Annotated in this window: 16 protein-coding genes; 8 read left to right on the top strand and 8 right to left on the bottom strand. The window is 72.6% G+C overall.

Going from position 1 to position 23,613, the window contains the following annotated elements:
• Window positions 1-65 precede the first annotated feature (65 nt).
• From J0911_RS17780 to lipB, 5 genes are all read right to left on the bottom strand, one after another.
• A complete protein-coding gene (locus J0911_RS17780; RefSeq protein ID WP_207276769.1) occupies window positions 66-203 on the bottom strand; it encodes a hypothetical protein in 138 nt (45 codons plus the stop codon).
• A gap of 141 nt (window positions 204-344) precedes the next feature.
• Window positions 345-1,769: a type I glutamate--ammonia ligase gene (gene glnA / locus J0911_RS17775; protein ID WP_207276768.1), complete on the bottom strand. Its 1,425-nt coding sequence runs from the start codon at window positions 1,767-1,769 to the stop codon at window positions 345-347.
• Window positions 1,770-2,064: 295 nt separating this feature from the next.
• On the bottom strand, window positions 2,065-2,796 hold the full coding sequence (locus J0911_RS17770) for a DUF4191 domain-containing protein (RefSeq protein ID WP_207276767.1): 732 nt from the start codon (window positions 2,794-2,796) through the stop codon (window positions 2,065-2,067).
• 122 nt (window positions 2,797-2,918) lie between these two features.
• The gene (gene lipA / locus J0911_RS17765) at window positions 2,919-3,923 is read right to left on the bottom strand and encodes a lipoyl synthase (RefSeq protein WP_207276766.1); all 1,005 of its coding nucleotides are present in this window, start codon (window positions 3,921-3,923) and stop codon (window positions 2,919-2,921) included.
• Window positions 3,924-4,075: 152 nt separating this feature from the next.
• Complete coding sequence (gene lipB, locus J0911_RS17760) at window positions 4,076-4,804, bottom strand: lipoyl(octanoyl) transferase LipB (RefSeq protein ID WP_207276765.1); 729 nt, start codon at window positions 4,802-4,804, stop codon at window positions 4,076-4,078.
• Between the two features lie 236 nt (window positions 4,805-5,040).
• On the opposite strand from lipB, the gene J0911_RS20910 reads away from it, so the two are divergent.
• The 5 genes from J0911_RS20910 to J0911_RS17735 all read left to right on the top strand — a co-directional run bounded on the left by J0911_RS20910 (window position 5,041) and on the right by J0911_RS17735 (window position 16,089).
• Window positions 5,041-8,841, top strand: a complete 3,801-nt coding sequence (locus J0911_RS20910) for a DUF4132 domain-containing protein (RefSeq protein ID WP_207276764.1) — start codon at window positions 5,041-5,043, stop codon at window positions 8,839-8,841.
• A 63-nt stretch (window positions 8,842-8,904) separates the two neighbouring features.
• Window positions 8,905-10,032, top strand: coding sequence for an ATP-binding protein (locus J0911_RS17750; protein ID WP_207276763.1), 1,128 nt, complete (start codon window positions 8,905-8,907; stop codon window positions 10,030-10,032).
• Window positions 10,029-12,872, top strand: a complete 2,844-nt coding sequence (locus J0911_RS17745) for a DUF5682 family protein (RefSeq protein WP_207276762.1) — start codon at window positions 10,029-10,031, stop codon at window positions 12,870-12,872. The genes J0911_RS17750 and J0911_RS17745 overlap by 4 nt, the downstream gene beginning before the upstream one ends.
• On the top strand, window positions 12,869-14,113 hold the full coding sequence (locus tag J0911_RS17740; protein ID WP_207276761.1) for a VWA domain-containing protein: 1,245 nt from the start codon (window positions 12,869-12,871) through the stop codon (window positions 14,111-14,113). The genes J0911_RS17745 and J0911_RS17740 overlap by 4 nt, the downstream gene beginning before the upstream one ends.
• Window positions 14,110-16,089 carry a hypothetical protein gene (locus J0911_RS17735; protein ID WP_207276760.1) on the top strand — a complete coding sequence of 660 codons (1,980 nt, stop codon included), beginning with the start codon at window positions 14,110-14,112 and terminating at the stop codon, window positions 16,087-16,089. Before J0911_RS17740 ends, J0911_RS17735 begins: the two co-directional genes overlap by 4 nt.
• A gap of 21 nt (window positions 16,090-16,110) precedes the next feature.
• Here the strand turns inward: J0911_RS17735 and J0911_RS17730 are convergent, their stop codons facing one another.
• Window positions 16,111-16,845: an HNH endonuclease family protein gene (locus J0911_RS17730; RefSeq protein ID WP_307865151.1), complete on the bottom strand. Its 735-nt coding sequence runs from the start codon at window positions 16,843-16,845 to the stop codon at window positions 16,111-16,113.
• Window positions 16,846-17,029: 184 nt separating this feature from the next.
• Here J0911_RS17730 and J0911_RS17725 point away from each other — a divergent pair, with 184 nt between their 5' ends.
• A complete protein-coding gene (locus J0911_RS17725; RefSeq protein ID WP_207276758.1) occupies window positions 17,030-18,046 on the top strand; it encodes a Gfo/Idh/MocA family protein in 1,017 nt (338 codons plus the stop codon).
• Window positions 18,047-18,145: 99 nt separating this feature from the next.
• Complete coding sequence (locus J0911_RS17720; protein WP_207276757.1) at window positions 18,146-19,510, top strand: serine/threonine-protein kinase; 1,365 nt, start codon at window positions 18,146-18,148, stop codon at window positions 19,508-19,510.
• 106 nt (window positions 19,511-19,616) lie between these two features.
• Here the strand turns inward: J0911_RS17720 and sucB are convergent, their stop codons facing one another.
• Complete coding sequence (sucB, locus tag J0911_RS17715; RefSeq protein WP_207276756.1) at window positions 19,617-21,434, bottom strand: 2-oxoglutarate dehydrogenase, E2 component, dihydrolipoamide succinyltransferase; 1,818 nt, start codon at window positions 21,432-21,434, stop codon at window positions 19,617-19,619.
• Window positions 21,435-21,465: 31 nt separating this feature from the next.
• Window positions 21,466-22,905, bottom strand: a complete 1,440-nt coding sequence (gene lpdA / locus J0911_RS17710) for a dihydrolipoyl dehydrogenase (RefSeq protein WP_307865164.1) — start codon at window positions 22,903-22,905, stop codon at window positions 21,466-21,468.
• Between the two features lie 306 nt (window positions 22,906-23,211).
• Here lpdA and J0911_RS17705 point away from each other — a divergent pair, with 306 nt between their 5' ends.
• Complete coding sequence (locus J0911_RS17705; RefSeq protein ID WP_242636772.1) at window positions 23,212-23,565, top strand: oxidoreductase; 354 nt, start codon at window positions 23,212-23,214, stop codon at window positions 23,563-23,565.
• Window positions 23,566-23,613 lie beyond the last annotated feature (48 nt).

Raw genomic sequence — 23,613 nt, 5'->3', positions numbered from 1 at the left:
TCGGCGTCCGTCCCTTCGGGGTCGCGGAGCGTGAGGGCGCTGCTGATGACGTCGTACGCAGCCTCTCAGGCGTCGGCGTCGAGCACCGTGCGGATGCGGTCCAACAGCGTCGTGCGGTCGCCGGTCTCCCGGACCGGCCGCCAGATGTCCGGCCACACCCGTGGACCCCATGAGCGCACCAGCCGAGCGATCTCCGTGTTCACGCCGTGAGGATAGCCAAGCGGGCCGGACACGGAAGAGTCCACGCGTGCCGCCACCGGAAAGGTGCTCGCGACTCGCGTGGACTCTTCATGGACTACGGGCACCCGGAGGCGCCGTGAAGCCCGGAATCCAGCCGATCAGGCTCAGATGTCGTAGTACAGCTCGAACTCGTGCGGGTGCGGCCGCAGGCGGATCGGGTCCACCTCGTTCTCGCGCTTGTAGTCGATCCAGGTCGAGATGAGGTCCTCGGAGAACACGTCACCGGCGGTGAGGAACTCGTGGTCGGCCTCGAGCGCGTCGAGCACCTCGGGCAGCGAGGTCGGGACCTGCGGGATGAGCGCGTGCTCCTCGGGGGGCAGCTCGTACAGGTCCTTGTCGACCGGCGCCGGCGGCTCGATCTTGTTCTTGATGCCGTCCAGGCCCGCGAGCAGCATCGCGGAGAAAGCCAGGTACGGGTTCGACGACGGGTCCGGCGCGCGGAACTCGATGCGCTTCGCCTTCGGGGACGAGCCGGTGATCGGCACGCGGATGGAGGCGGAGCGGTTACGGGCCGAGTAGACCAGGTTCACGGGGGCCTCGAAGCCCGGCACCAGACGGTGGTACGAGTTCATCGAGGGGTTCGTGAAGGCCAGCAGCGACGGCGCGTGCTTGAGGATGCCGCCCAGGTACCAGCGGGCCGTGTCGGACAGGCCGCCGTAGCCCTTCTCGTCGTAGAACAGCGGCTCGCCGCCCAGCCACAGGGACTGGTGCGAGTGCATGCCCGAGCCGTTGTCGCCGAAGATCGGCTTCGGCATGAACGTGGCCGACTTGCCGGCGTTGAAAGCGACGTTCTTGATGACGTACTTGAACTTCATCAGGTCGTCGGCGGCGTGCAGCAGGGTGTTGAACTTGTAGTTGATCTCCTGCTGGCCGGCGGTGCCGACCTCGTGGTGCGCGCGCTCCACGGACAGGCCGACCTGGCCGAGCGTCGTCACCATCTCGTCGCGCAGGTCCGCGAACCGGTCACCCGGCGAGGTGGGGAAGTAGCCGCCCTTGTAGCGGGTCTTGTACCCGAGGTTGCCACCCTCCTCGTCGCGGCCGGTGTTCCACCAGGCCTCGACGGAGTCGATCTGGTAGAAACCCTCGGACTGCGACGTCCCGAACTTCACGTCGTCGAAGATGTAGAACTCCGCCTCGGGACCGAAGTACGCGGTGTCCGCGATCCCCGTGGAGCGCAGGTACGCCTCGGCCTTCGCCGCGATGTTGCGCGGGTCACGGGCGTAGGGCTCGTTCGTGAACGGGTCCACGATCGAGAAGTTCATGACCAGCGTCTTGGCCTTGCGGAACGGGTCCACGAACGCCGTGCCCACGTCCGGCACGAGCTTCATGTCGGACTCGTGGATCGCCTGGAACCCGCGGATCGAGGAACCGTCGAACATGAGGCCGTCGGTGAAGGCGTCCTCGTTGAACTGCGCGACGGGGATGTTGAAGTGCTGCGTCACGCCCGGCAGGTCGATGAACCGGACGTCGACGAACTCCACCCCCTCGTTGCGGGTGAAGGCGATTGCCTCCTCGGCGTTGCTGAACATCTGCGCTCCTTGGCTCGCTGGATGACGTTCGGGAGAGTGACCGTCCGGATGACCGCGCACGGATCCACCCGAACCTATGGTTCCGCGGTTTCTCTCGGGTTACTGATTGTTGCCGCTACGTTACGCCCGGCTCTCGGGTGTGTAACTCCCGGGAGAAGGGTAGGTCGGGCTTGCGTCAGCGGCTCTTACATTGCCAGAACTCGCACCGCCGTCTCCGCGGTGTCCGCTGGACGGATGTTCCGGCGCACGACGAAGGCGCTCCCTCGGGGAGCGCCTTCGTCACGACGTGGCGGGATCAGCGGCCACGCATCGCCTTGCGGTCCGGCCGCATGCGAGTGGGATCGATGCCCTTCGGGATGGGCAGTCGCGCACCACCGAGCGCCTTGAGACGCTTGCCGACCTCCGTCACCTCGGACCTCGTCAGCCGCTTCTTCAACTTGGTCACGGAACGGGTCAGCTTCGTGAGCGGGACCTGGCCCTCCTCGTCGCCGCACTGGATGGTGGTGACCGGCACGTTCGGCAGCACGCGGGCGGTGCGCTTGTACTCCTTGTCGAGCAGCTTGCGCACGCGATGCGAGGGGCCCTCGGACACGAGAACCACGCCGGCGCGACCCACACCGCGGAACACGAAGTCCTGGTTGCGCGGGTCGACGGCGACCGGCTCGTCCTCGAACGTCCAGCCGCCGCGCACCGTGCCGAGCGCCGCCCGCGCGGCACCCGGCTGGCCCTGGATCTGCGTGTAGGCGGCCTTCTCCGCCCTGCGCGACAGCACGAACATCGCGCCGAGCAGGCCGAACGGGATGCCCACGATCAGCATGTAGATCGGGTGGCCCCACAGCAGGCCGATCACCTCGGCCAGGAGCACGATCGCCACGAAGACGCCCAGCATGATCCACGTCACCGACGGATCCTGCTTGTGGGTCATCTTGTAGACGGCCCACACCTGGTGGTACCAGCGCTGCTTCTTGGGCTTCTTGGAGCCGTCCGCGCCTGCGCGCGTGCTGTCTCCGGAGTTCGAACGGGCCATGGAATCCGATTCTACTTGCGTCGTCGTGGGGCCTGGGACGGCCCCGGTGAACCACGAGGCGGCGGGCGCCGGCCGAAGCCCGTACCCGCCGCCCGCGCCGGGAGTCTCCCCGCGACGTCCGTTCAGCGCGGCGCCAGCAGGCTCGCCGCCTCCTGACGGGCCGTCGTCGGCTCGCCCAGGTGCTTGAGCGCCTCGGGGATCTCGCGGCCCTTCTTCGTCATGGCCTGCCCCCACAGCCGGCCCGCACGGTAGGACGACCGCACCAGCGGCCCCGCCATCACGCCCAGGAAGCCGGTCTCCTCGGCGAACTCGCTGAGCTCCACGAACTCCTCCGGGCGCACCCACCGCTCCACCGGGTGGTGCCGCACCGACGGACGCAGGTACTGGGTGATGGTGATGAGGTCGCAGCCCGCGTCGTGCAGGTCCACGAGGGCCTGCTTGACCTCGTCGATGGTCTCGCCCATCCCGAGGATCAGGTTCGACTTCGTCACCAGGCCGGCCTCGCGCGCCCGCGTCAGCACCGACAGCGACCGCTCGTAGCGGAAGGCCGGGCGGATCTGCTTGAAGATGCGCGGGACCGTCTCCACGTTGTGCGCGAGCACCTCGGGACGGGACTCGTTCACCTCGTCCAGCAGCTCGGGGATCGCGTTGAAGTCGGGGATGAGCAGCTCGACGCCCGTGCCCGGGTTCAGCGCGTGGATCTGGCGCACCGTCTCGGCGTACAGCCAGGCTCCGCCGTCGGGCAGGTCGTCTCGCGCGACCCCCGTCACCGTCGAGTACTTGAGCCCCATCGTGCGAACCGACTCGGCCACGCGGCGCGGCTCGTCGCGGTCGAACTCGGCCGGCTTGCCCGTGTCGATCTGGCAGAAGTCGCAGCGGCGCGTGCACTGGTCGCCGCCGATGAGGAACGTCGCCTCCCGGTCCTCCCAACACTCGAAGATGTTGGGACAGCCCGCCTCCTCGCACACCGTGTGCAGGCCCTCGCCCTTGACCAGGCCCTTCATGTCGCGGTACTCGGGTCCCATCGTGGCCCGGGTCTTGATCCACTCGGGCTTCTTCTCGATGGGGGTCGCCGCGTTGCGCGCTTCGACGCGGAGCATGCGGCGTCCCTCGGGTGCGATGGTCACGCTGTCTTCCCCTCCCAGGTCAGGGTTCTCCTGGCCAGCCTACGGCGTTCGTGTACGACGGCGGTCGTGGTGACGGCCCGCCCGTGCGTGGGGTTGGTCACCCCGTCGTCCCGGCGGCATCACGCGCACAGCTGCCCGTGCCGCGCGACCTCCTACGAAGCGGCAACCGCGCCGGTGGTGACGGTGTTCCCGGGCGTGGAGGCGCCCGGCGCGGCCAGCAGCGGCGTCAGGTGCCGGACCAGGGCGTCCTCGATCAGCGGCAGGACCTCGGCGACCGTGACGTCACGGCCCAGCTCGGCCGACAGGGACGTCACGTCGGCGTCCTCGATGCCACAGGGCACGATCAGGTCGAAAGCCGCCAGGTCCGGGTCGCAGTTCAGGGCGAGGCCGTGCATGGTGACACCCTTCGCGACCCGTGCCCCGATGGCACAGACCTTGCGCTCGCGGCGGGGGACCACGCCCGCGGGGAGGGCGGCGGGATCATCGGCGGCGACCCACACGCCCGAGCGCCCCTCGACGCGGATCGTCTCGACGCCGAGCTGCCCGCACACGTCCATCACGGCGGCCTCGAGCGTACGGATGTAGCCGACGACGTCGAACGCCTGCGCCAGTTTCACGATGGGGTACGCCACGATCTGGCCGGGGCCGTGCCACGTGATCTTGCCGCCGCGATCGACGTCGATCACCTCGGTGCCGTCCGTGGGGTACTCGGAGCGGTTGGTGCGACGCCCGGCGGTGTACACCGAGGCGTGCTGCAGGAGGAAGAGGGTCTCGGGCGCGTCTCCGGTGCGGACGGCTTCATGGGTGCGGCGCTGCAGGTCCCAGCCCTCGTGGTAGTCGACGTGACCGCCTCTGTGCTGGATGTCGATGGGGTTCTCCACGCGGATCAGCCTACGCCGCGGCCCTCGGCGCGCGCTGTCTCGTCGGTCACGCCGCCCGCGGGCGGCAGCGGCGTGCCACGGGCGTGCGGTCTCGTTCTCGACCACGCCCCGCGGCGCTGTCGGTGACCCCCGCTACGTTGTGCGTCATCCCGGCGGGGCGCCGGGCTTCCCGGGAAGAAGTGCGCCCTCAGCTGTGGAGACGACTTTCATGACGGTGACGAGGGGATGGACCTCAGATGTTTCAGGCTGTGCGGGACAAGGCCGGTCGCAAGGACGTGGCGGCCACCGTGTCCGAAGGGCTCAAGGTGCTGCGGATCGAGGGGGAAGCGCTGCACGAGCGCGCCGTCCGGTACGTCGTCGAGGGCGCGAACCCGGAACTTGTGCTGGAGCTGCAGGCCAGGGACACGAAGGACCTGGACGCGGCGCTGAGCGGGCCGCGCCACTACGGCCTGGCGTGGGTCGACTTCGAGAAGCGTGTGCGCAGGGCGACGTCGGGCCTGACGATCGAGGCTGCCCGGCGGGCCCGCGGACGTGCCCACCTGAGCAGTCAGGTCACGCCGGAGCAGTCGTCGCGCATGGGCCGGCTGCTGGCCGCGGTCGTCACCGACCCGGAGGTGCACGCCGCGGTACCGGAGTGGTTCGGCGTTCTCGCCCAGGACGTCGCGCTCACCTGCACGAGTACCCGCAACAACACCGGAACGGTCTGGACGCCGGAGCACCTCGAGGCCGTCGCGCGAGCGGGCGGCCTGTCCGACGACGAGGCCGTCCCTGCCGTGATCCAGCTCCTCCTGGCGCGCCCACGGGAGAACTCCTACTCCCGGCGCCCCGATATGGCCTGCTTCCTCCGGATGTCCGAGGCATCCGCATACCTCACCGGGCACTCCGGTGCGGTGGATGCCGAGGTGCGGCGACTCGGCGCTGCGGGGAAGAAGGCGTTCTGCGCCTTCATGGCGGAGAGGAACTCCCCGGAGCCGCTGCGCGACACGCTCGCTGCCCTGTGCGCCGACTCCGCGAAGGGTGTGCGCCGAGCCGCCGACGAGGTCGTCGCGACGCTGCCCGACGCCGCACAGGTGCGTCTGCTCACACCGCTGCTGGAGTCGGCACCGGCGAGCGCCCTCGACGACGTCGTGACGCGGGTCGTGGGCGCCGACGGGGGGCCCGCCGCGATCGAGGCGGTGCTCGCGGCGAGGCGGACCGCGTCGTCGGGTGCGGCCTCGGGGAAGGCGAGGGCCGGTGAGGGCCCGGGCCGTGCCCAGGACGCACGGACCACCGTGCTGGCCAAGGCCGTGGAGCGGCTGCGGGCGCTGGGCACCGCCCAGGAGCAGGAGCTACGGCTGCCGGCGTACGAGCCGCTGCCGGAGGTCGAGCTCGGTGGGCAGCACGTCGCGGCCGCCGTCGCGCACCGCGACGAGATGCTCGCCGCGGCCCGGGCCCACCGGCAGCGCATGCTGAAGGAGTACAAGTCCTCCGGCCAGGCGAAGGGCGACAACTGGTACGTCCAGAGCGCCGAGCGAAACATCGCGTCGCTGGAACAGATCGATGCGGGTTACCTGGCACGGCTCATGGAGGTCCTGTCGGGCCGCGAGCCGGTGTCACCGGCGCCCTCGGGCAAGGAGGGCAGGAGGTACGCGTCCACGCTGTCGTGGCTCGTGGACTGCCTCCCCAAGGTCGCTCCCGAGGCGACGTTGCTGCACCTCGCGAGGGCCGCCCGTGCCGGAAGCGGCCCGCACCACCAGCTGTGGTGGCTGATGCGCGGCCGTCTCGACCAGGTCTCCGATCTTCGTGTGCTGCGCGACGTCCTGGTGCGGGCGGGCTACCAGGACCCGGATGCCCAGATCACGGACCTGGTGTTCGAGCGGTGGTGGGGCGTGGAGGAGATCCCGGCGGAGCGGATGTGGGCGTACTTCGCCGAGCGCGTCGGCATCCTGGAACAGCAGCTGGTGCCGCGCGCCGGCTACGACGCGCACCGGGCGCCCGGCATCGTGCTCGACATCCTCGACCGGTTCCCGGTGGTGCCCGCCGCCCTGCTGCCCCGCCTGAGCGCCCTGGCCATGGGTGCCGCCAGAACCCACCGGCTGGAGGCGCAGCGTGTGCTCGCCCGGCACCCGCGGGTGCGGTCGCTCGCCGAACAGGGCCTGACGGACGGTAAGTCGGCGGTGCGGACGTCGGCGGCAGGATGGCTGGCGGGCCTCGGGGACAAGGACGCGCTGCCCGCCCTGCGCACGGCTCTGGGCAAGGAGCGTCGCGAGGACGTCCGCGCCGCGCTCCTTACGGCACTGGAGGCGCTGGGCGACGACATCGGCGAGCATCTCTCGCCGGCGAAGCTGGCCGCGGAGGCCGCCAAGGGGCTGAAGAAGAAGGCTCCTGTCAGCATGGCGTGGTTCCCGCTCGACGCGCTGCCGGGCCTGCGCTGGGCGGACGGCACGGCCGTGCCGCGTGAGATCGTCCGCTGGTGGGTCGTGCTCGCGGTGCGGCTCAAGGAACCGAGCGGCGAAGGCCTGATCGCCCGCTACGTCTCCCTGCTCGACGAGCCGTCACGGGCGTCCCTCGGCTCGTACGTGCTGCGTGCCTGGATCGCCCAGGACACGCGCGGCCCGTCCGCCGCAGAGTCGCGCGAACACGCCGAACAGGCGGCCCAGCAGCAGTACGGATGGGCGCAGCGATGGCTCTCGCAGAACCCGGGCTCCTCCTGGGCGCAGGAGGGTGCCGCCGTCCCGCTCGAGGAGCACTACCGCCGCGCGTACAAGGCCCACCAGGCCGGCTACCTGGGCTCCGCCACCAAGGACAAGGGCCTCCTGGCGCTCACCGTCGGGATGCCGGGCGGTGAACTGGCCACGGCGGCACAGCACTTCTTCAAGGCACATCCGCAGCGCCGCTCCCAGGCCGACTCGCTGGTCCGGGCGCTGGCCGCGAACGGAGACCGCCCGGCCGTACAGCTCCTGCTCGCGGTCTCCCGCCAGTTCAAGCTCCGCACGGTTCGCGAGCTGGCGGAGGAGCTCGCGGGACAGCTCGCCGAGGCGCGCGGCTGGAGCGCGGACCAGCTCGCCGACCGCACGGTCCAGACCGCCGGGTTCGACGCCGACGGCGTCCTGCGCCTGTCCTTCGGTGAGCGCGAGTACACCGGCCGGATCACCGACGCCTTCACGATCGAACTGCGCAACGACAAGGGCAAGGTCGTCAAGACGCCGCCGAGCACCCCGCAGGGCGCCGACGACGACACCCGCGCCGCCTACAAGGACGCCCGCGCGCAGCTCACGGCCAGCAAGAAGGAGCTCAAGGCGGTCGTGGAGCTGCAGACCCGCCGCCTGCGGGAGGCGATGATCCAGGGCCGCACCTGGAGCGCGGCCGAGTGGCGCGAGTACGTTGCCGAGCACCCGGTGATGTCACGCCTCGCCGCACGCGTCGTGTGGCTCGCCGAACCGGGCACGCCCGCGCAGCGGGCGTTCCGGCCCGACGACGGCGCGCTGGTCGCCGTGGACGACGAGGACGTGACACTCGGCGAGAGCGGGACCGACGAGGGCACGGTCGGCATCGCCCACGCGGTGACCCTCGCCGGCGGGAACGGCGGCGCGGACACACCGGAGGCATGGCGTGAGCACCTGGCCGACTACGAGGTGAGGCCCCTGTTCGAGCAGTTCGCCACGGTCATGCCCGAGGCGGCCGACGGCGCGCTGCGCGTGACCGACCGGCGTGGCTGGCTCACCGACTCCTACACCGTGCGCGGCAGGCTGCTCGCCCGCGGGTACAAGAACGGCGAGGTGCAGGACGCCGGCTGGTTCTACGAGTACACGAAGGAGTACCCGTCGGCGGGCCTGGTCGCCGAGATCGAGTTCACCGGGGCGTTCATGGGCAACGAGAACATCCCCGCGGCGATCAAGGACCTCGCCTTCCGCAAGCCCGGGACCTGGGGCGAGCGCGGCATCGTGCCGCTCGCCGACGTGCCCCCCGTGCTGCTGGCGGAGACCTACGCCGACTACCTGGACGTCGCGGCGGCCGGCGCGTACGACGCCGACTGGGAGCGCAAGTCGGAGTACTGAACCCGCGCCGGCCGCCCGACCGCGACGCCACGACAGAATCCGTTGACGAGAGGAACACCGAGAATGACGACCGAGACCACCGGTACCCGCGCGCACGCGGCGAGCGAGCAGCGCCCGCCCGTGGAGGTGCGCTACGCCGAGGAGCTGGCGGCGCTCGCCGCCTGGGACACGGAACGCGGTGCGGAGCGGCCACCGGGCTGGAGACTGAGCCCGCGCGCCGTGCGCGCCTTCGTGGTGGGTGACGAACAGCTCGGGGTGAGCCGCAAGTTCTACGGCGACGACCCGCTGGTCGACCGTGCCGTCGTTGCCCTCATGGGCCGACAGGGGCTGATGCTCGTGGGCGAACCGGGTACGGCGAAGTCGATGCTGTCGGAGCTTCTCTCGGCGGCCGTGAGCGGCACGTCGACCCTCACCGTGCAGGGCACCGCGGCCACCACCGAGGACCACGTGCGGTACTCGTGGAACTACGCGCTGCTGGTGTCGGAGGGCCCGACCGAGCGGTCCCTCGTGCCGTCCCCCGTGATGACGGGCATGCGTGCCGGTTCTCTCGTGCGCTTCGAGGAGATCACCCGCTGCGCGCCGGAGATCCAGGACACGCTCGTGTCGATCCTGTCCGAGAAGCAGCTCATGGTCCCGGAGCTCGGACCGGACGCCCGGGAGGCGGCCCGGCCGGGCTTCAACGTCATCGCGACGGCGAACCTCAAGGACCGGGGCGTCCACGAGATGTCCGCAGCGCTCAAGCGTCGCTTCTCGTTCGAGACCGTGGCTCCCGTGCGCGACCGGGACTTCGAGATCGAGCTCGTCGAACGGCAGCTCGCGGCCGAGCTCGGCGCTCCCGCCGGCCGGCCGGCGGTGCCCCGCGACGTGCTCGAGGTCCTGGTCACGGTGTTCCAGGAGCTGCGGTCCGGGATCACGCGCGACGGCGCCCCGGTCAAGCGTCCCGAGACGGTCATGTCGACGGCCGAGGCCGTGAACGTGGCCGTGGCGGCGTCCCTGGAGGCTCGTTACCTGGGGGACGGGCGCGTCACCGCGGCCGAGGTGGCCCGGCAGGTGGCCGGGGTGGCGCTGAAGGGGGACGAGGAGGACGCGCGCCGGCTACGGCACTACGTCGACAACGTCGTGCGCGAGCGCGCCCGCAAGGACAAGGGGTGGAAGGCGTTCTTCGACGCGGCCGAGGCGTTGTGGCGGTGAGTGCGGACACCCGGACGGGGCTCCGCGACGTGTGGGAACCCGCACCAGACCGGCTGCGCAGTGCTGCGAGTGCCATGGCCGCCCTGCGCGAACAGGGCGTCTACCTCGCCCCGGTACGGCACCACTCGCCGGCCTGTGCCGTCGCGGTGCGCCGCGCGGTCGAGGAGTTGCGCCCCGCGGTCGTGCTGATCGAGGGCCCGGAGGAGTACACCCGTCTCGTGCCCGAACTTCTCCACGAGGAGACCCACCCGCCCGTCGCCGTGCTCAGCCTGCCCGAGGGCCGGGGCGTCCCTGGTGGGGCGTCCTTCTACCCGCTCGCCTCGTTCTCGCCGGAGTGGGTCGCGCTGCGGACGGCGAGCGCCGTCGGTGCGGACGTGAGGTTCTGCGACCGCCCGGCCACGGAACGCGACCCGTCCGTCTCGGCGGCCGTCGCCCCCGCGACGGACGGCCCTGCCGTGTCCGCCGCCCGGCAGGAGACGCCCGGCGAGCAGGACCCGTTCGCGCGGACCCTCATGTCGGAGCGGTACCTCGCCCACTCGGCGTCGGTCGCCGCACTCGCCCGGCGGTTGGGCTGCCGTGATCACGACGAGCTGTGGGACCACCTCTTCGAGAGCCGTTCGCCGGACGCCCTCGTGGACTGGCGGACGCTGTTCGACGACGTCTTCGCGTGGGCGGCACTGTCCCGGCTCGACTACGAGGACGAGGTCCTCGCCGCCGACGGCTCGCTCGACCGGGAGGCACGGATGTCGGGCCGCGCCGCCGAGGCGGCGGGTCTGTCGCCGCACGCCCCGGGCACGCCGCACGCCCCGAGTACGCCAAGTGGTCCCGTGCTCGTCGTCACGGGAGCGTTCCATACGCTGGCGCTCGCCGAGGCGCTCGCCGGGCTGCCCGAGGGCGACCCGGTACGCCGCAGGTGGCCGGACGGCGGTTACGGTTCGCCGGCGACGGGTGATGCCTGGCTGATCCGCTACGACCACGAGCGGCTCGACGGGCTGCGCGGCTACGGCGCGGGCATGCCGTCGCCGGGTTTCTACGAGCGTCTCCACGCCGCGCACGCCCGGGACGTCGAGACCGGTACGGTCCGTGGCGCCGGTGCCAGCGCCGTCACCGCTGCCGCCATCACCGCCGACGCCGGCGAGGGACCGGGTCCCGGCGTCGCGACCGAGGTGCTGGTGGACGTCGCCCGTGCGGCCGCCGACCGGGGGCACCAGGTCTCGACCCCGCAGGTGGCCGCGGCCGCGGTCGCGGCGTCGCGGCTCGCCGAACTGCGGCTGCGACCCGTTCCCGGCCGTACCGACGTGCTCGACGCGATCACCTCCTGCTTCGTGACGGACGACGGCGGGATCGGTCCCGAGCGTCCGCTGGGCCTGGCGATCGCCGAGGTGTTCGGGGGCCGGGCGGTGGGGCGGGTTCCCGAGGGGGGAGCCGTTCCGCCGTTGGTGCGCGACGCGCGTGAGCGGGTCCGGGCCGTCGGGCTCGACATCGAGACGACGGTCCCGCGCACCGCCCGGCTGGACGCCCGGCGCACGCCCGCACACCGGGCGCGGCGCCAGGTGCTCGCGCTGCTCGACCTGCTGGACTGCGGGTTCGGCCGTCAGCTCTCCGGCCCGGACCACGTCGCCGGGCGCGGACTCGGACTGATCGGCGAGGAGTGGGAGTACTGCTGGACACCGGTCGTGGAGGCGCGGCTCGTCGAGCTGTCGCACCTCGGGGCGACCGTCGATGCCGCCGGTGTGACACTCCTGCGCCAGGAGGAGGAGAGGCTGCGGGCGGACGGCGCACAGGCGGCCGCCGACGGCGTCGCCGTTCTCGTCGCCCGCGCGGCCGTGGTCGGACTGACCGAGCACCTGCCCCGCCTGGTCGGCCTGCTGACCCGCACCCTCGACACGGACCGGGACCTGGGGTCGGTCGTGGCCGGCACCCGGCGGCTCCTGGGACTGTGGCGGTCGCGCGTGGAGCTGGGCCTCGTCGTGGGATCCGCCGGGTCCGGTGGCGCGGCGCGAGGGCGCACCGGCACGGCCGAGGGCGGCGGGGTGGCCGACGAGCTGCTGACACTGGTCGCACAGGCCCTGGCGACGGCCGCGTACCTGGTGCCCGATGCCGGCCACGCGGGCCCGGACGACGAGGAGGCCGCCGTCGTCTCGGTCCTGGAGCTGCGTGCGCTGGCCCGGGACACCCGCCGGGCGTGGGCCGACCGTTCCGGTTCCGGCGGGCCGGCCGCCGATGGCGTGCCGGGCGCGGGCCGGACGGGCGCTCCCGGGCCAGGGCCTGGTGCGGCGGCTGCGCGGCGGACGACCGGGACAGCGGTGGCCGCGATCGGTCGGGAACCCGCGGCGGCGGTGGTGCGCGAACTCGCGCGGCTGCGCGACGACGAGACGACGGCGCCGGCGGTGCGCGGCGCGCTGCTGGCGGTCGGTTCGGTGGACGGCGACGTGCCCGACGACGTACTGGTGGCGGCCGTGCGCGGTGCGCTGCGGCCGGGCGCGGACCCCGCGCTCGCCGTGCGCTTCCTCGGCGGCGTCCTGCGTGCCGCGCCCGACCTGCTGCTGCACACGCCGGAGCTGTTCGACGCCGTCGACGGGGCGCTCCGGGACCTGGCCCCCGACGCCTTCCTGGCCGTGCTGCCCGACCTGCGGCGGGGCTTCACCTGGCTGCGCCCTACCGAGACCCATCGTCTCGCCGAGCGCGTCGCGGAACGTACCGGCTCCCGTGCGGCCGACGTGGACGTGCGGGTGCGTATCGACGAGAACGATCTGGCGGCGGGCCTCGCGGTGGAACGGGAGCTCGCCGCCGTGCTGGCGCGCGACGGACTGGCGCACTGGACCGGAGGACAATCATGACGGACACGGACACGGACACGGACACGGACACGGACACGGCACCCGCCGGGCTGCCCGGGTACCCCGGAGCGACGGCGGCACCCGCCGGCACGGCCTCCGACCAGGAGGCGGCGCGACGGTGGCGGCTCGTGCTCGGCCGTTACGCCGGCGAGCGTCTCGACGTGTCGCCCGGCGACCAGCGGCTGGAGAGCACGCTCGGCTATCTCTACGACCGGGAGTACACGGCACGCGGGCACGCGGCCGGACGGGGCGGCGGTGGCTCGGGCGGTGGCGCGGGGACGCTCGACGGCTCGGCGCCGCACGGCGTGAACTTCTCCGCGCTCGGGTGGCTCGGCGAGGCGCGGTCCCTGTTCCCGCGCGAGACCTTCGAACGCATGCAGGTCGAGGCCGTGGGCCGCTACGGGCTGACCCAGCTGCTCGGTGATCGCGAGACCGTCGAGGCGATGGAACCCTCGCGCGAACTCGCCACCGCGCTCCTTCAGCTTCGCGGCACACTCGATCCCTCCGTCGCCGACGGCGTACGGCGGGTCATCGAACGCGTGGTCGAGGACGTGGTGCGGCGGCTGCGTCCGCGGTTCCTCACCGCCGTGGGCGGCCGGGTGGACCGGTCGCGGCGGTCCATGCACCGGGTGGCGCGCAACTTCGACTGGAAGCGGACACTGCGCGCGAACCTGGGACGGGTGGACGGCGACGGGCGGATGCTCGTACAGGAGATACGGTTCAACGCCCGGCAGAAGCGAGCACTGACCTGGGACGTCATCGTCCTGGTCGACCAGTCCGGATCGATGGCGTCGTCGTTGCTGTACTCGGCCGTCTGCGCCGGGATCCTGTCGGGGCTGCCCGGCATCGACGTGCGGCTGGTGCTGTTCGACACGAGCGTGGTCGACATGTCGCACCTGGCGCACGACCCGGTGTCGGTCCTGCTCACCGCTCAGCTGGGCGGCGGCACCGACATCGCGGGCGCCGTGCGCTTCGCCGAAGGGCAGGTGCGCGACCCGTCCCGGACGGTCGTGGCGCTGGTGAGCGACTTCTACGAGGGCGGTTCCGTCTCCGAGCTGCTGGCCGCGGTGCGGCGGCTGCGGTCGTCCGGCGTCACCCTGCTGGGTCTCGCCGCGCTGGACGAGACCGCCGAACCCGTCTACGACCAGGGCACGGCCCGGCATCTCGCCGAGGCCGGCATGGACGTGGCCGCGCTGACACCCGAGAGATTCGCCGAGTGGCTGGGAGAGGTTCTGACATGACGTACCTGGAGGCGTATGTCGCGCTGACGGACGAGGAGCTCACCGAGCTGGCGAGCGCGGGGTTGCTGCGACGCGCGCGAAAGCTCTCCGACGACGTCGCCGAGTCCGGATCGGACGTCAAGGGCGCGGACCTGACGATCGCCGGGCACAGGGTTCGCGTGGACGCGCGTGGTCCGGCGGCCGTCACCTGTGAGTGCCCCACCGGCGGGGTGTGCGTGCACGTGGTCGCGGCGTGGCGCTGGGCCCGTGCCCGGGCGGCGGACCTCGGCGTCGAGGCGCCGCACACCGCGACGGGCCCGGGGCGCGCCGGCGGGCCGGGGCACGGCGATGGTGGTCCGGCCGCTGTCGGCGAGCCCGGTCCGGACGTCGCCGGCACCGAGCGCCCCGCCGTCGACGGGAGCCCGGGTGGCGGGGGTGCCGGTCGCGGTGCCGAGCAGGCCGATCCCGGACCTCGCGGCGGGGCACGACGATCCGCGGCGGCGGTGCGGCGCGCCACCGCGAAGGAGTCGGCGGCCGCGAAGCGGCGCGCGGTCGCGGTCGCCGAGGTGCGGGACGCCGTCGTGCACCTGCTCGACGGCGGTCTGGCCCACCTGCGCGACGACGCGCCGGAGTCCCTCCGCGCGCTCGCCGGCCGCGCCCGGGTCGCAGGGTTCGAGCCGGTGCACGGGCTGCGTCTGGATGCCCTGCTGCGCACGGCCGCCGGGCAGGCGGCGGACCTCGCCGCACACGCGGACGGCACCGACGAGTCCGGCATCCTGGCGACCCTCGCCGAGATCTGGGCGCTGTGCGAGGTACACGACCACACCGGTCCGGGCGGCGGCGCAGGCAGCGGTGCCGTCCACGCGCCGGGCCGCCGGAAGACCGCGAGCCGTTCCGGACAGGAGGAGGACGAGATCGACCTCGCCCGCCTCGTCCCGCTCGGCGCACGGTGGTGGACCACGCCGAGCGGATCGCGCGGCCTCGCGTTCGCCGCCTGGGACCCGGGTGCGGGCCGCGTCCGCACGGCGGTCACGGGCCGGCCCGCCGGGGCGGACCCGTCGTTCCGGCGGGAGTGGGAGGCGCCTCTGCTGTGGGGCGCGTCGCCGGCACGTCTCAACGACGGCCCGTTCTCGCTGTCGGCGGTCCGTGCACGGCCGGACGGGACCCTGGGCGCCGGCGGGAGCCCACGGCTCGCACCGCTCGGGGCCTTCGACCCGGACGAGCTGCGCGAGATCGCCGAACGCACCGGCACCGGTCGTCCCGCCCGGGAAACGGTCGGGTTCGGGCGCCGCCCGTCGCACCTGCGTCTCCTGCTCGTGCGCGACACCGGCGAGATCGGCGTCGACGAGGTACGCCAGGACCTGACGTGGGACGTCACCGACTCGACGGGGCAGGGGCATCAGCTCCGTGTCCCGGTGGAGGACCGTCGCACCGCCGAGGTGATCCTCCACGTCCTGGCAGGCCGGTGGGCCGTCGTCGCGGTATCCGTCGAGCGGCGTGCGGACCGGACCGAGCCCGTGGGAATCTTCCTGCGCGGCACGGACGGCGTCGTGCGGCTGATCAGCCCGTCGCTCACGGACCAGTACCAGCTCGGCCGCGACTCGCGCTGGAGCCGCGGCCAGTGGCAGGCATGGCGCAAGCGCCTGTCGCGAGTGGCGGGGATGCGGTCACGGGCGCGAGCGGTCACCGAGGCGCCGGAGCCCGACCCGCCCGCGGTCCGCGCCTGCGGTCTGGCCTGGGACGTGCTGGTCGCCGTGGCCGCCACGGGACGCTACCGGCTCACCCCGCGCCAGCGTTCCGACCTCGACCTGGCCCGCACGCTCGCGCGCGACCTCGGGCTGAGCACGCTGGAACGCTGCCTCTCCGACCTCGTGCCCGACGACGGGGCCGCCGCGCCGACTGGAGGAAGCGGCGGTTCCGCGATGCCCGGCCCCGGGACCCTGGCGCGCACGGCCTTCCTGGTGCACCGCACCCGCGAGGTTCTGTCGGCCGCCTGAACGGCCCCCCGGGGGCGGGTGTCACAGGCCTCCGGTCGGCAGCGGCTCCGCCGGGCACGACGTCAGGACGTCCGTCATGGCTTCGTGCTCTTCCTGCGTGACCCACAGTTCGTACTTGACCTTGACCGCCACCTGCGCGGCGACGTACTCGCACCGGTAGGAGCCGTTGTCGGGAAGCCACTCGGAGGTGTCGTCGGCGCCCTTGCCCATGTTCGCGGGGCCGTCGGACGCCACGAGGTTCAGCGGGTCGTTCGCGATCTGCTCGCGCCGTTCCTGGTCCCAGGCGTACGCGCCGGTCATCCACGCGTTCTTGAGCGCGACGATGTGGTCGATCTGGACGTCACCCGAGTTCGGTCCGCGCTCGAAGTCGATCTCCTCGCCCGTGTACGGATCGTCCAGCGTGCCGGAGGCGATCTCGCACGTGTCGCCCTCGCTGTACTCGAAGTCCTCCAGGTCCCGGGCGAGGATGTCGTTGCGCGTGTCGCACGAGTTCTGGTCCACGTCCTTCCACGCGGTGCCGAACGCGTCACGGTCGTACCCGTCCGCGTCCTCCCACTCGCCGATCTCCAGGCTCTCCAGCGCCTCCAGGGCGGACCCCTCGGCACCCTCGGCCGGTGTCGCGCCGTCACCGAACGACTTGAAGAGGAAGTTCCCCGCGAGGACGAGCGCCGCGATCACGACGAGCGTCACCTGCAAGGCCTTGCGCTTGCTCAACTTCTCGAGCAGCGACTTCTTCGAACCCGATGCGGCGGCCACGTTGCTCCAATACCGTGTTAGCGCGATATAAGGTCGTACTGCGTCATATATATACCAGCCGAAGGCTAACCCCAGGATCACCGCGGCGCGCGTCGCCGGGCCGGCGACGAGGGCCGACGGGACCTCTCCCGCCGCAGGTCGGACAGCCCGCGCACGGGCGGCGCCGCTCAGGCACGATGGGCGCATGGCACTACGGCTCGGAATCGTCGGATACGGCGGAGCAGGACGACAGATCCACGCGAGGCTCGCACGCGAGGCCGGGCTGACGGTCACCGCCGTCGTGACCCGCGACCCCGGGCGGCGCGTGCAGGCCGCGGGCGACTGGCCGGGCGCCAAGCTGCACGACGACCTGGCGAGCCTGCTCGACGACCGCGGCGCGTACGACCTCGTCGTCGTCGCCAGTCCGACGGCCATGCACGCCGAGCACGCCGTCGCGGTCGCCGCGGCGGGCGTCCCGTTCGTGCTCGACAAGCCGATCGGCATCGACGCGGCAGAGGCTCGCCGCGTCGTCGACGCCGCCGCGTCCGCCGGCACCCCGTTCACCGTGTTCCACAACCGGCGTTGGGACCCCGAACAGCTCACGCTCCAGGCCCTGGTCCGGCGCGGCGATCTCGGCGAGGTGCACACGTTCGAGCGCCGCTGGGAACGCTGGCGGCCCGTTCCCCGGCAGCGGTGGAAGGAACGCGATCCCCGGGGCGGGGGACTCCTCCTCGACCTCGGCCCGCACCTCGTGGACTCCGCCACGCAGCTCTTCGGCCGCGTCGAGGCCGTGTACGCGGAGATGCGAGCCCTCAGCACACCCGTCGAGGACGACGTGTTCCTGGTGCTGCACCACGCCGACCACGTGGTCTCCCGCCTCTGGGCGGGGTCCCTGGTCGGTGCGCCCGGTCCGCGCACACGAGTGCTCGGCACGGCGGGAGCGTTCGTCGTCACCACGTTCGAGGAGGACGCCTCACCGTTCGAGGTACTCGACGCCGACGCCCCGGACGGCACCGCCGGATGGCTGACCCACGGCCGGGAACGGACCCCCGTACCAGCCGCCACCGGCGGCCACGCCGACTTCTACCGCGCCGTGGAGGCGTGGCTCAGCGGGGACGACGACGCCGTGATCCCCGTCGATCCGGCCGATGCCGTACGCACCGCCGAGGTGCTCGACGCCGCCCGCGTGGCCGCCCGTGAAGGGCGCATCGTCGACGTCTGAGCCCGACCAGATCGCCGCGATCTTGTACCACTCCGGCGCGGGTCGCGCATATCAGTGGACAGCGGGCGAGCGTCACGCACCGGGCGTAGGTATGAATGCGTGCATCTCATCGACGCCACGGAACTCGTTCCTGTCACGGTACCGGCCGCAGGACTGGCACGGGACCTGCTGGTCCGGCGGCTCGACACGCTGGCGGACATCGATCACCCGAGCCTCGTGCGAGTGGTGACCATCTCGCCGTCGGGCGGCGACCGCATCGACGTGCGGCTCGACCGACCCGACGCCGCGGACCTCCCCACGGTCCTCGCATCCCGGGGACCCTTCACCGCCGCCGAGGCGTCGGGCATGGTGGTCTCCGTCGCCCAGGCGCTCGCGGCCCTGCACAGCGCGGGGCTCGTGCACGGTCCGGTCGAGCCCACGGACGTGCTGTTCACCCCCGAGGGAATGGCGCTGCTCCGGCCCCGTCTCGCCCTGCCCGCCGCGGCGACGGGCGAGGAGCCGGTCGCGGACGTCCCCTCGCTCGCCCGGCTGGCGCAGTCGGTGCTACGGACGGGGCTCGTGGGCGCGGACGGCCGGCCCGCGGCCCTCAGCGGGGCGGACCTGGCGCTGCGCGCCGAGCTCGCCCGCGCGTGCGCCGCGGATCCGCGGGAGCGGCCCGAGGCGGGCACGTTCGCCGCCCAGGTGTACGGCGTGGTGCCGCCGGAGCGCGTGCACATGCCCGCGCCGGACGAGCTCGTCGAGGCGGCGCGCACGGGCCCGATCTCGATCATCGGCCCCGCCGCCGGGGGGCGCGTCGTCCGCCGTGAGGACGTGCGGCCGATCTCGGGAGCGACGCCGCGTGCCCGCCGCAGCCGCCTGCGTGGCCGGAGGGGAGCCGTGCTCGCGGTGGCCGCGGCGGGGATCGCGTTCGGCGTCGGGGCGGGGGCACTCGTCTCGGTGCCGGGCCTCCTGCCGATCGGGGAGGCCGCCACCGCCTCGGACTCCACCGAGGACGGGCAGGAACACGCCAAGAAGCCGCGCACCGCGGAACAGCTCGGCGCCGATCTCGCGGCGATCTCCGACCGGGGCAATCCCGCCAAGGCCGCCGTCGAGCTCACCCGCCTGCGGATGCTCCTGCTGACCGGCATGCCGGTCGAGGTGTCCGACATCGACCAGGCCGGCTCCCCGGCGCACGCCGCGGACATCGCCCTGCTGAACCGCATCTTCTTCTGGAGCAAGCAGGTGTCGGGGGCCGAGGTGCACGTCACCAAGGCGGAGGTCGTCGGCAGCGAGAACAGCGGTGGTGGGCACCTCTCGAAGGGGGACCCGCTGGACTCCGTCGTGGTCCGTGTCGAGTACCGGATCAGCGCGCACATCCAGGTGGGCGACGGCGGGCCGGTCCAGGTGCCCGAGTCGGAGCCCCGCTCGGCCATGCTCCAGCTGACGTGGACCGACGAGGGCTGGCGGGTGTCGCGGGTCTCCTGAGAGCCGCTCTTGCGCGGACCGGCGGCCCGCGCCACCGCACGGACGAAAGGGGCCGGACAGCCACTCGGGCTGTCCGGCCCCTTTCGTCGGACCGGGTGCGGTCAGGTCAGAGACCGAGCTCCGACTCGAACGCGCCTTCCTCGATGCGGTTCTTGATGGCCGTCAGGAAGCGGGCCGCGTCGGCGCCGTCGACCAGCCGGTGGTCGTACGAGAGGAAGATGTACGACATCTGGTGGATGGCGATCGAGTCGTTGCCGTCGGCGTCCGTGACCACGACCGGCTTCTTCGTGATGGTGCCCGTGCCGAGGATCGCGGCGTGGCCCACCGGCACGATCGGCGTGTCGATCAGCGACCCGCCCGAGCCCGTGTTCGTGATGTTGAACGTGCCACCCGACAGCTCGTCCGGCGTGACCTTGTTCGCCCTCGTGCGCGACCCGAGGTCCTGGATCTGGCGGGCGATGCCGGCCAGGTTCAGGTCTCCCGCGTTCTTGATCACCGGGACCACGAGCCCGCGGTCGGTGTCCACCGCGATGCCGACGTTCTCCGACGGGTGGTAGGTGATCGTGCCGGCCTCGGTGTCGATCGTGGCGTTGATCTTCGGGTAGGCCTTCAGGGCCTCGATCGTCGCCAGGGTGAAGAACGGCAGGAACGTGAGCTTGGCGCCCTCGCGAGCGAGGAACGACTCCTTCGCGCGGGCCCGCAGGCGCGCCACGCGCGTGACGTCCACCTCCATGACCGTGGTGAGCTGCGCCTGGCTCTGCACCGCCTCGAGCATCCGCTCGGCGACGACCTTGCGCAGGCGCGACATCTTCTCGGTGGTGCCCCGCAGCGGCGACACCTCCAGCACGGTCGACGGCGCCGCGGGGGTGGCCTTCGGCTCGTCGGACGCACCGGCCGACGTCGTCTTCGCCTCGGCCGCCGCGAGCACGTCCTCCTTGCGGATGCGGCCGCCGACGCCGGTTCCGGTGATCGTCGACACGTCGACGCCCTTCTCGGCCGCCAGCTTGCGGACCAGCGGCGTCAGGTACGAGCCGGTCGACCGCGTGGCCGCTGCCGTGGCGGCGGGAGCGGGAGCCTCGGAGGAGGGAGCCGGTGCCGAGGGCTCCGGCGACGGCGCCGGAGCGGCCGCCGCCGGTTCCGGTGCGGGAGCGGCCGGCGCGGGTGCCGCCGGCTCGGGCTCGGGCGCCGGAGCCTGTGCGGGCTCGGGCTCGGGCTCCGGCTCGGGCTTCTCGGCGGCAGGAGCCGGAGCGGGCGCGGCGGGCTCGGCCGGTGCGCCCGCGCCGGAGCCGACGACGGCGAGCGTGGCGCCGACCTCGACCGTCTCGTCCTCGGCAGCCAGGATCTGCTGAACCGTCCCCGCGACCGGAGAGGGGATCTCGGTGTCGACCTTGTCGGTGGAGACCTCGAGCAGCGGCTCGTCGACGGCCACCTCCTCGCCCACCTGCTTGAGCCAGCGGGTGACGGTGCCCTCGGTGACCGACTCGCCCAGAGCGGGGAGCTTCACCTCGGTGCCCTCACCGCCCCCTCCGGCGGGAGCTTCCGCCGGCGACTCGGCGGCCGGCGTCTCCGCCGGGGGAGCGGCAGCCGCTTCCGGCGCGGGGGCAGGCGCGTCCGACTCCTCGGCCGCGGGCTCGGCCTCCGCGGCCGGTTCGGCGGCAGGAGCCGCCGATGCCTCTCCGGCGCCGGAGCCGTCGCCGATCACGGCGAGGGTGGCGCCGACCTCGACGGTCTCGTCCTCCTCCACGAGGATCTGCTCCAGGGTTCCCGCGACGGGCGAGGGGATCTCGGTGTCGACCTTGTCGGTCGACACCTCGAGCAGCGGCTCGTCGACGGCGACGGTGTCGCCGACGCTCTTGAGCCAGCGGGTGACAGTGCCCTCGGTGACGGACTCGCCGAGGGCCGGCAGCTGCACGTTCTCAGACATGACCGGTTGGGTCTCCTTCGTCGTTACTGGGTCAGTTGTGGGCGTGCAGAGGCTTGCCGGCCAGAGCCATGTGTGCCTCTCCGAGTGCCTCGTTCTGGGTGGGATGTGCGTGGACGAGCGAGGCGACGTCCTCGGGGAACGCCTCCCAGCCCACGATGAGCTGACCTTCCCCGATCAGCTCGCCCACGCGCGAACCGATCAGGTGCATGCCGACGACGGGCCCGTCCTTGCGGCGCACCAGCTTCGCGAAGCCCGTGGTGCCGAGGATGCGGCTCCTGCCGTTGCCGGCGAGGTTGTACTCGAGGGTCTCCACGGCGTCGGCACCGTACAGCTCCTCGGCGCGCGCCTGTGTCACGCCGACCGACGCGACCTCCGGTTCGCAGTACGTGATGCGGGGAATGGTGGCTTCGTCCACGGGCGCCGGTTCCCGGGGGCCGCCCGGTAGGGACGCGTCGGGCGAGACACCGCTCGCCGCCGCGACGGACTCGGCCACGAAGATGCCCTGCGCGAACCCCCGGTGTGCGAGCTGCAGGCCGGGCACGATGTCGCCGACCGCCCACACGTGGCCGCCGCCTGGCGTGGTCACGCCCGTGCGCAGGCGCTCGTCGGTGATCACGAACCCCCGGTCGAGCCGCACGCCGGCGGCCTCGAGACCGAGGTCCGCGGTGCGGGGACCGCGCCCCACGGCGACCAGCAGCAGGTCGGCGTCGAACGTGGTGCCGGACTCGAGGGTCACCCGCACGCCGTCGTCGGACCGCTTGGCCTCCGTGAAACGGTCCCCGAGCGAGAACCCGATGCCGCGCTTGCGGAACGCCCGCTCGAGTGCCTTGGACAGGGCGACGTCCTCCGAGGGAACCAGGTGGTCGAGCGCCTCGACGATCTGGACCTCGGCGCCGAAGGACCGCCACACGCTGGCCAGCTCCACGCCGATCACGCCGCCGCCGAGCACCACGACGGAACTCGGCACGTGATCCAGCGTGAGGGCCTGGTCCGAGGTGATGACCCGCCCGCCGATCTCCAGGCCGGGCAGGGTACGCGCGTACGAGCCGGTGGCCAGCACGACGTGCCGTCCCGCGTACCGGACGCCGTCGACCTCGACCACGCCGGGCGACACGAGCGTGCCGTGCCCGGTCACGAAAGTGACCTCGCGCGAGGCGATCAGGCCCTGCAGCCCCTTGTAGAGCCCTGCCACGACGGAGTCCTTGTAGGCGTGGACGCCGGCGACGTCGATCCCGTCGCACGACGTGCGCACCCCGAGACGGGAGCCCTCCCGGGCGACGTCGGCGACCTCGGCGGCGTGCAGGAGAGCCTTGGTCGGGATGCAGCCGTTGTGCAGGCACGTGCCCCCGAGCTTGTTCTCCTCGATCAGGGCGACGCTCAGTCCGAGCTGTGCCGCACGCAGCGCGGCGGAGTACCCGCCGCTGCCGCCGCCGAGCACGACGAGGTCGAAGGTGCCGGGGTTGCCGGCGATCGTTGCCGTGGATGGCACTGCGTTGCTCCTCGCTCCAGCGGTCATCGCGTGCGCGGGTGCCTTGTGGGCGCCGGACGCACCGCCTGACATCTTGTCACCTTGAACGCCAGCCCCCAATTTGTGGGGTCGATTCGGGGTGTGACGCTGGGAACATTCCCGGCATGCGAGGCGCCCAGGGCGGGCGTCGTGGCCGCGAGGGCCGCCTGGTACGCGCGTCCCTCACGCCCCGGCAGCGCGCCGGCCCGTACAGGCCCGACCCGGATGCCTTTCAGGTGATTCCCACAAGGGAACGGTAGTCTTCGCCGCATGCCCAGATCCTCCCGCTTCTCGCTCGCGAGCCTGTTTCGTCGCCGCACCCGTGGCGGCCAGGAAGCGGGCGGCCTGCCGTCCGGCGACGCGCGCCGGCAGACCATGAAGCACCTGCGTGACTTCATCGACACCCGCCAGGGCGTCGAGGCCTACGTGGAACCGCCCACCGCCCAGATCCCCGCGACGATCCTGCTCGTGGCCACGACGGGGGAGTGGACCCGCCGCCGCGTGCCCGACGAGAAGACCGCCTTCGACCTGGCCGGAGAGCTCGGCGTCCCGGTCTACAACGTCCGTTTCATCGGCTACCCCCAGCGCATGCGTGACTGGACGTCGGCGCAGCGCCGCAAGTAGGCGAGCCGCCGCCGGTCCGATGCCGCCGGTCCCAGGTGATGCGGTCGG

The organism is Myceligenerans salitolerans (assembly GCF_017349295.1).
GTDB classification, from domain to species: Bacteria; Actinomycetota; Actinomycetes; order Actinomycetales; family Cellulomonadaceae; genus Myceligenerans; species Myceligenerans salitolerans.
This window is presented reverse-complemented; position numbering and strand designations above follow the sequence as displayed.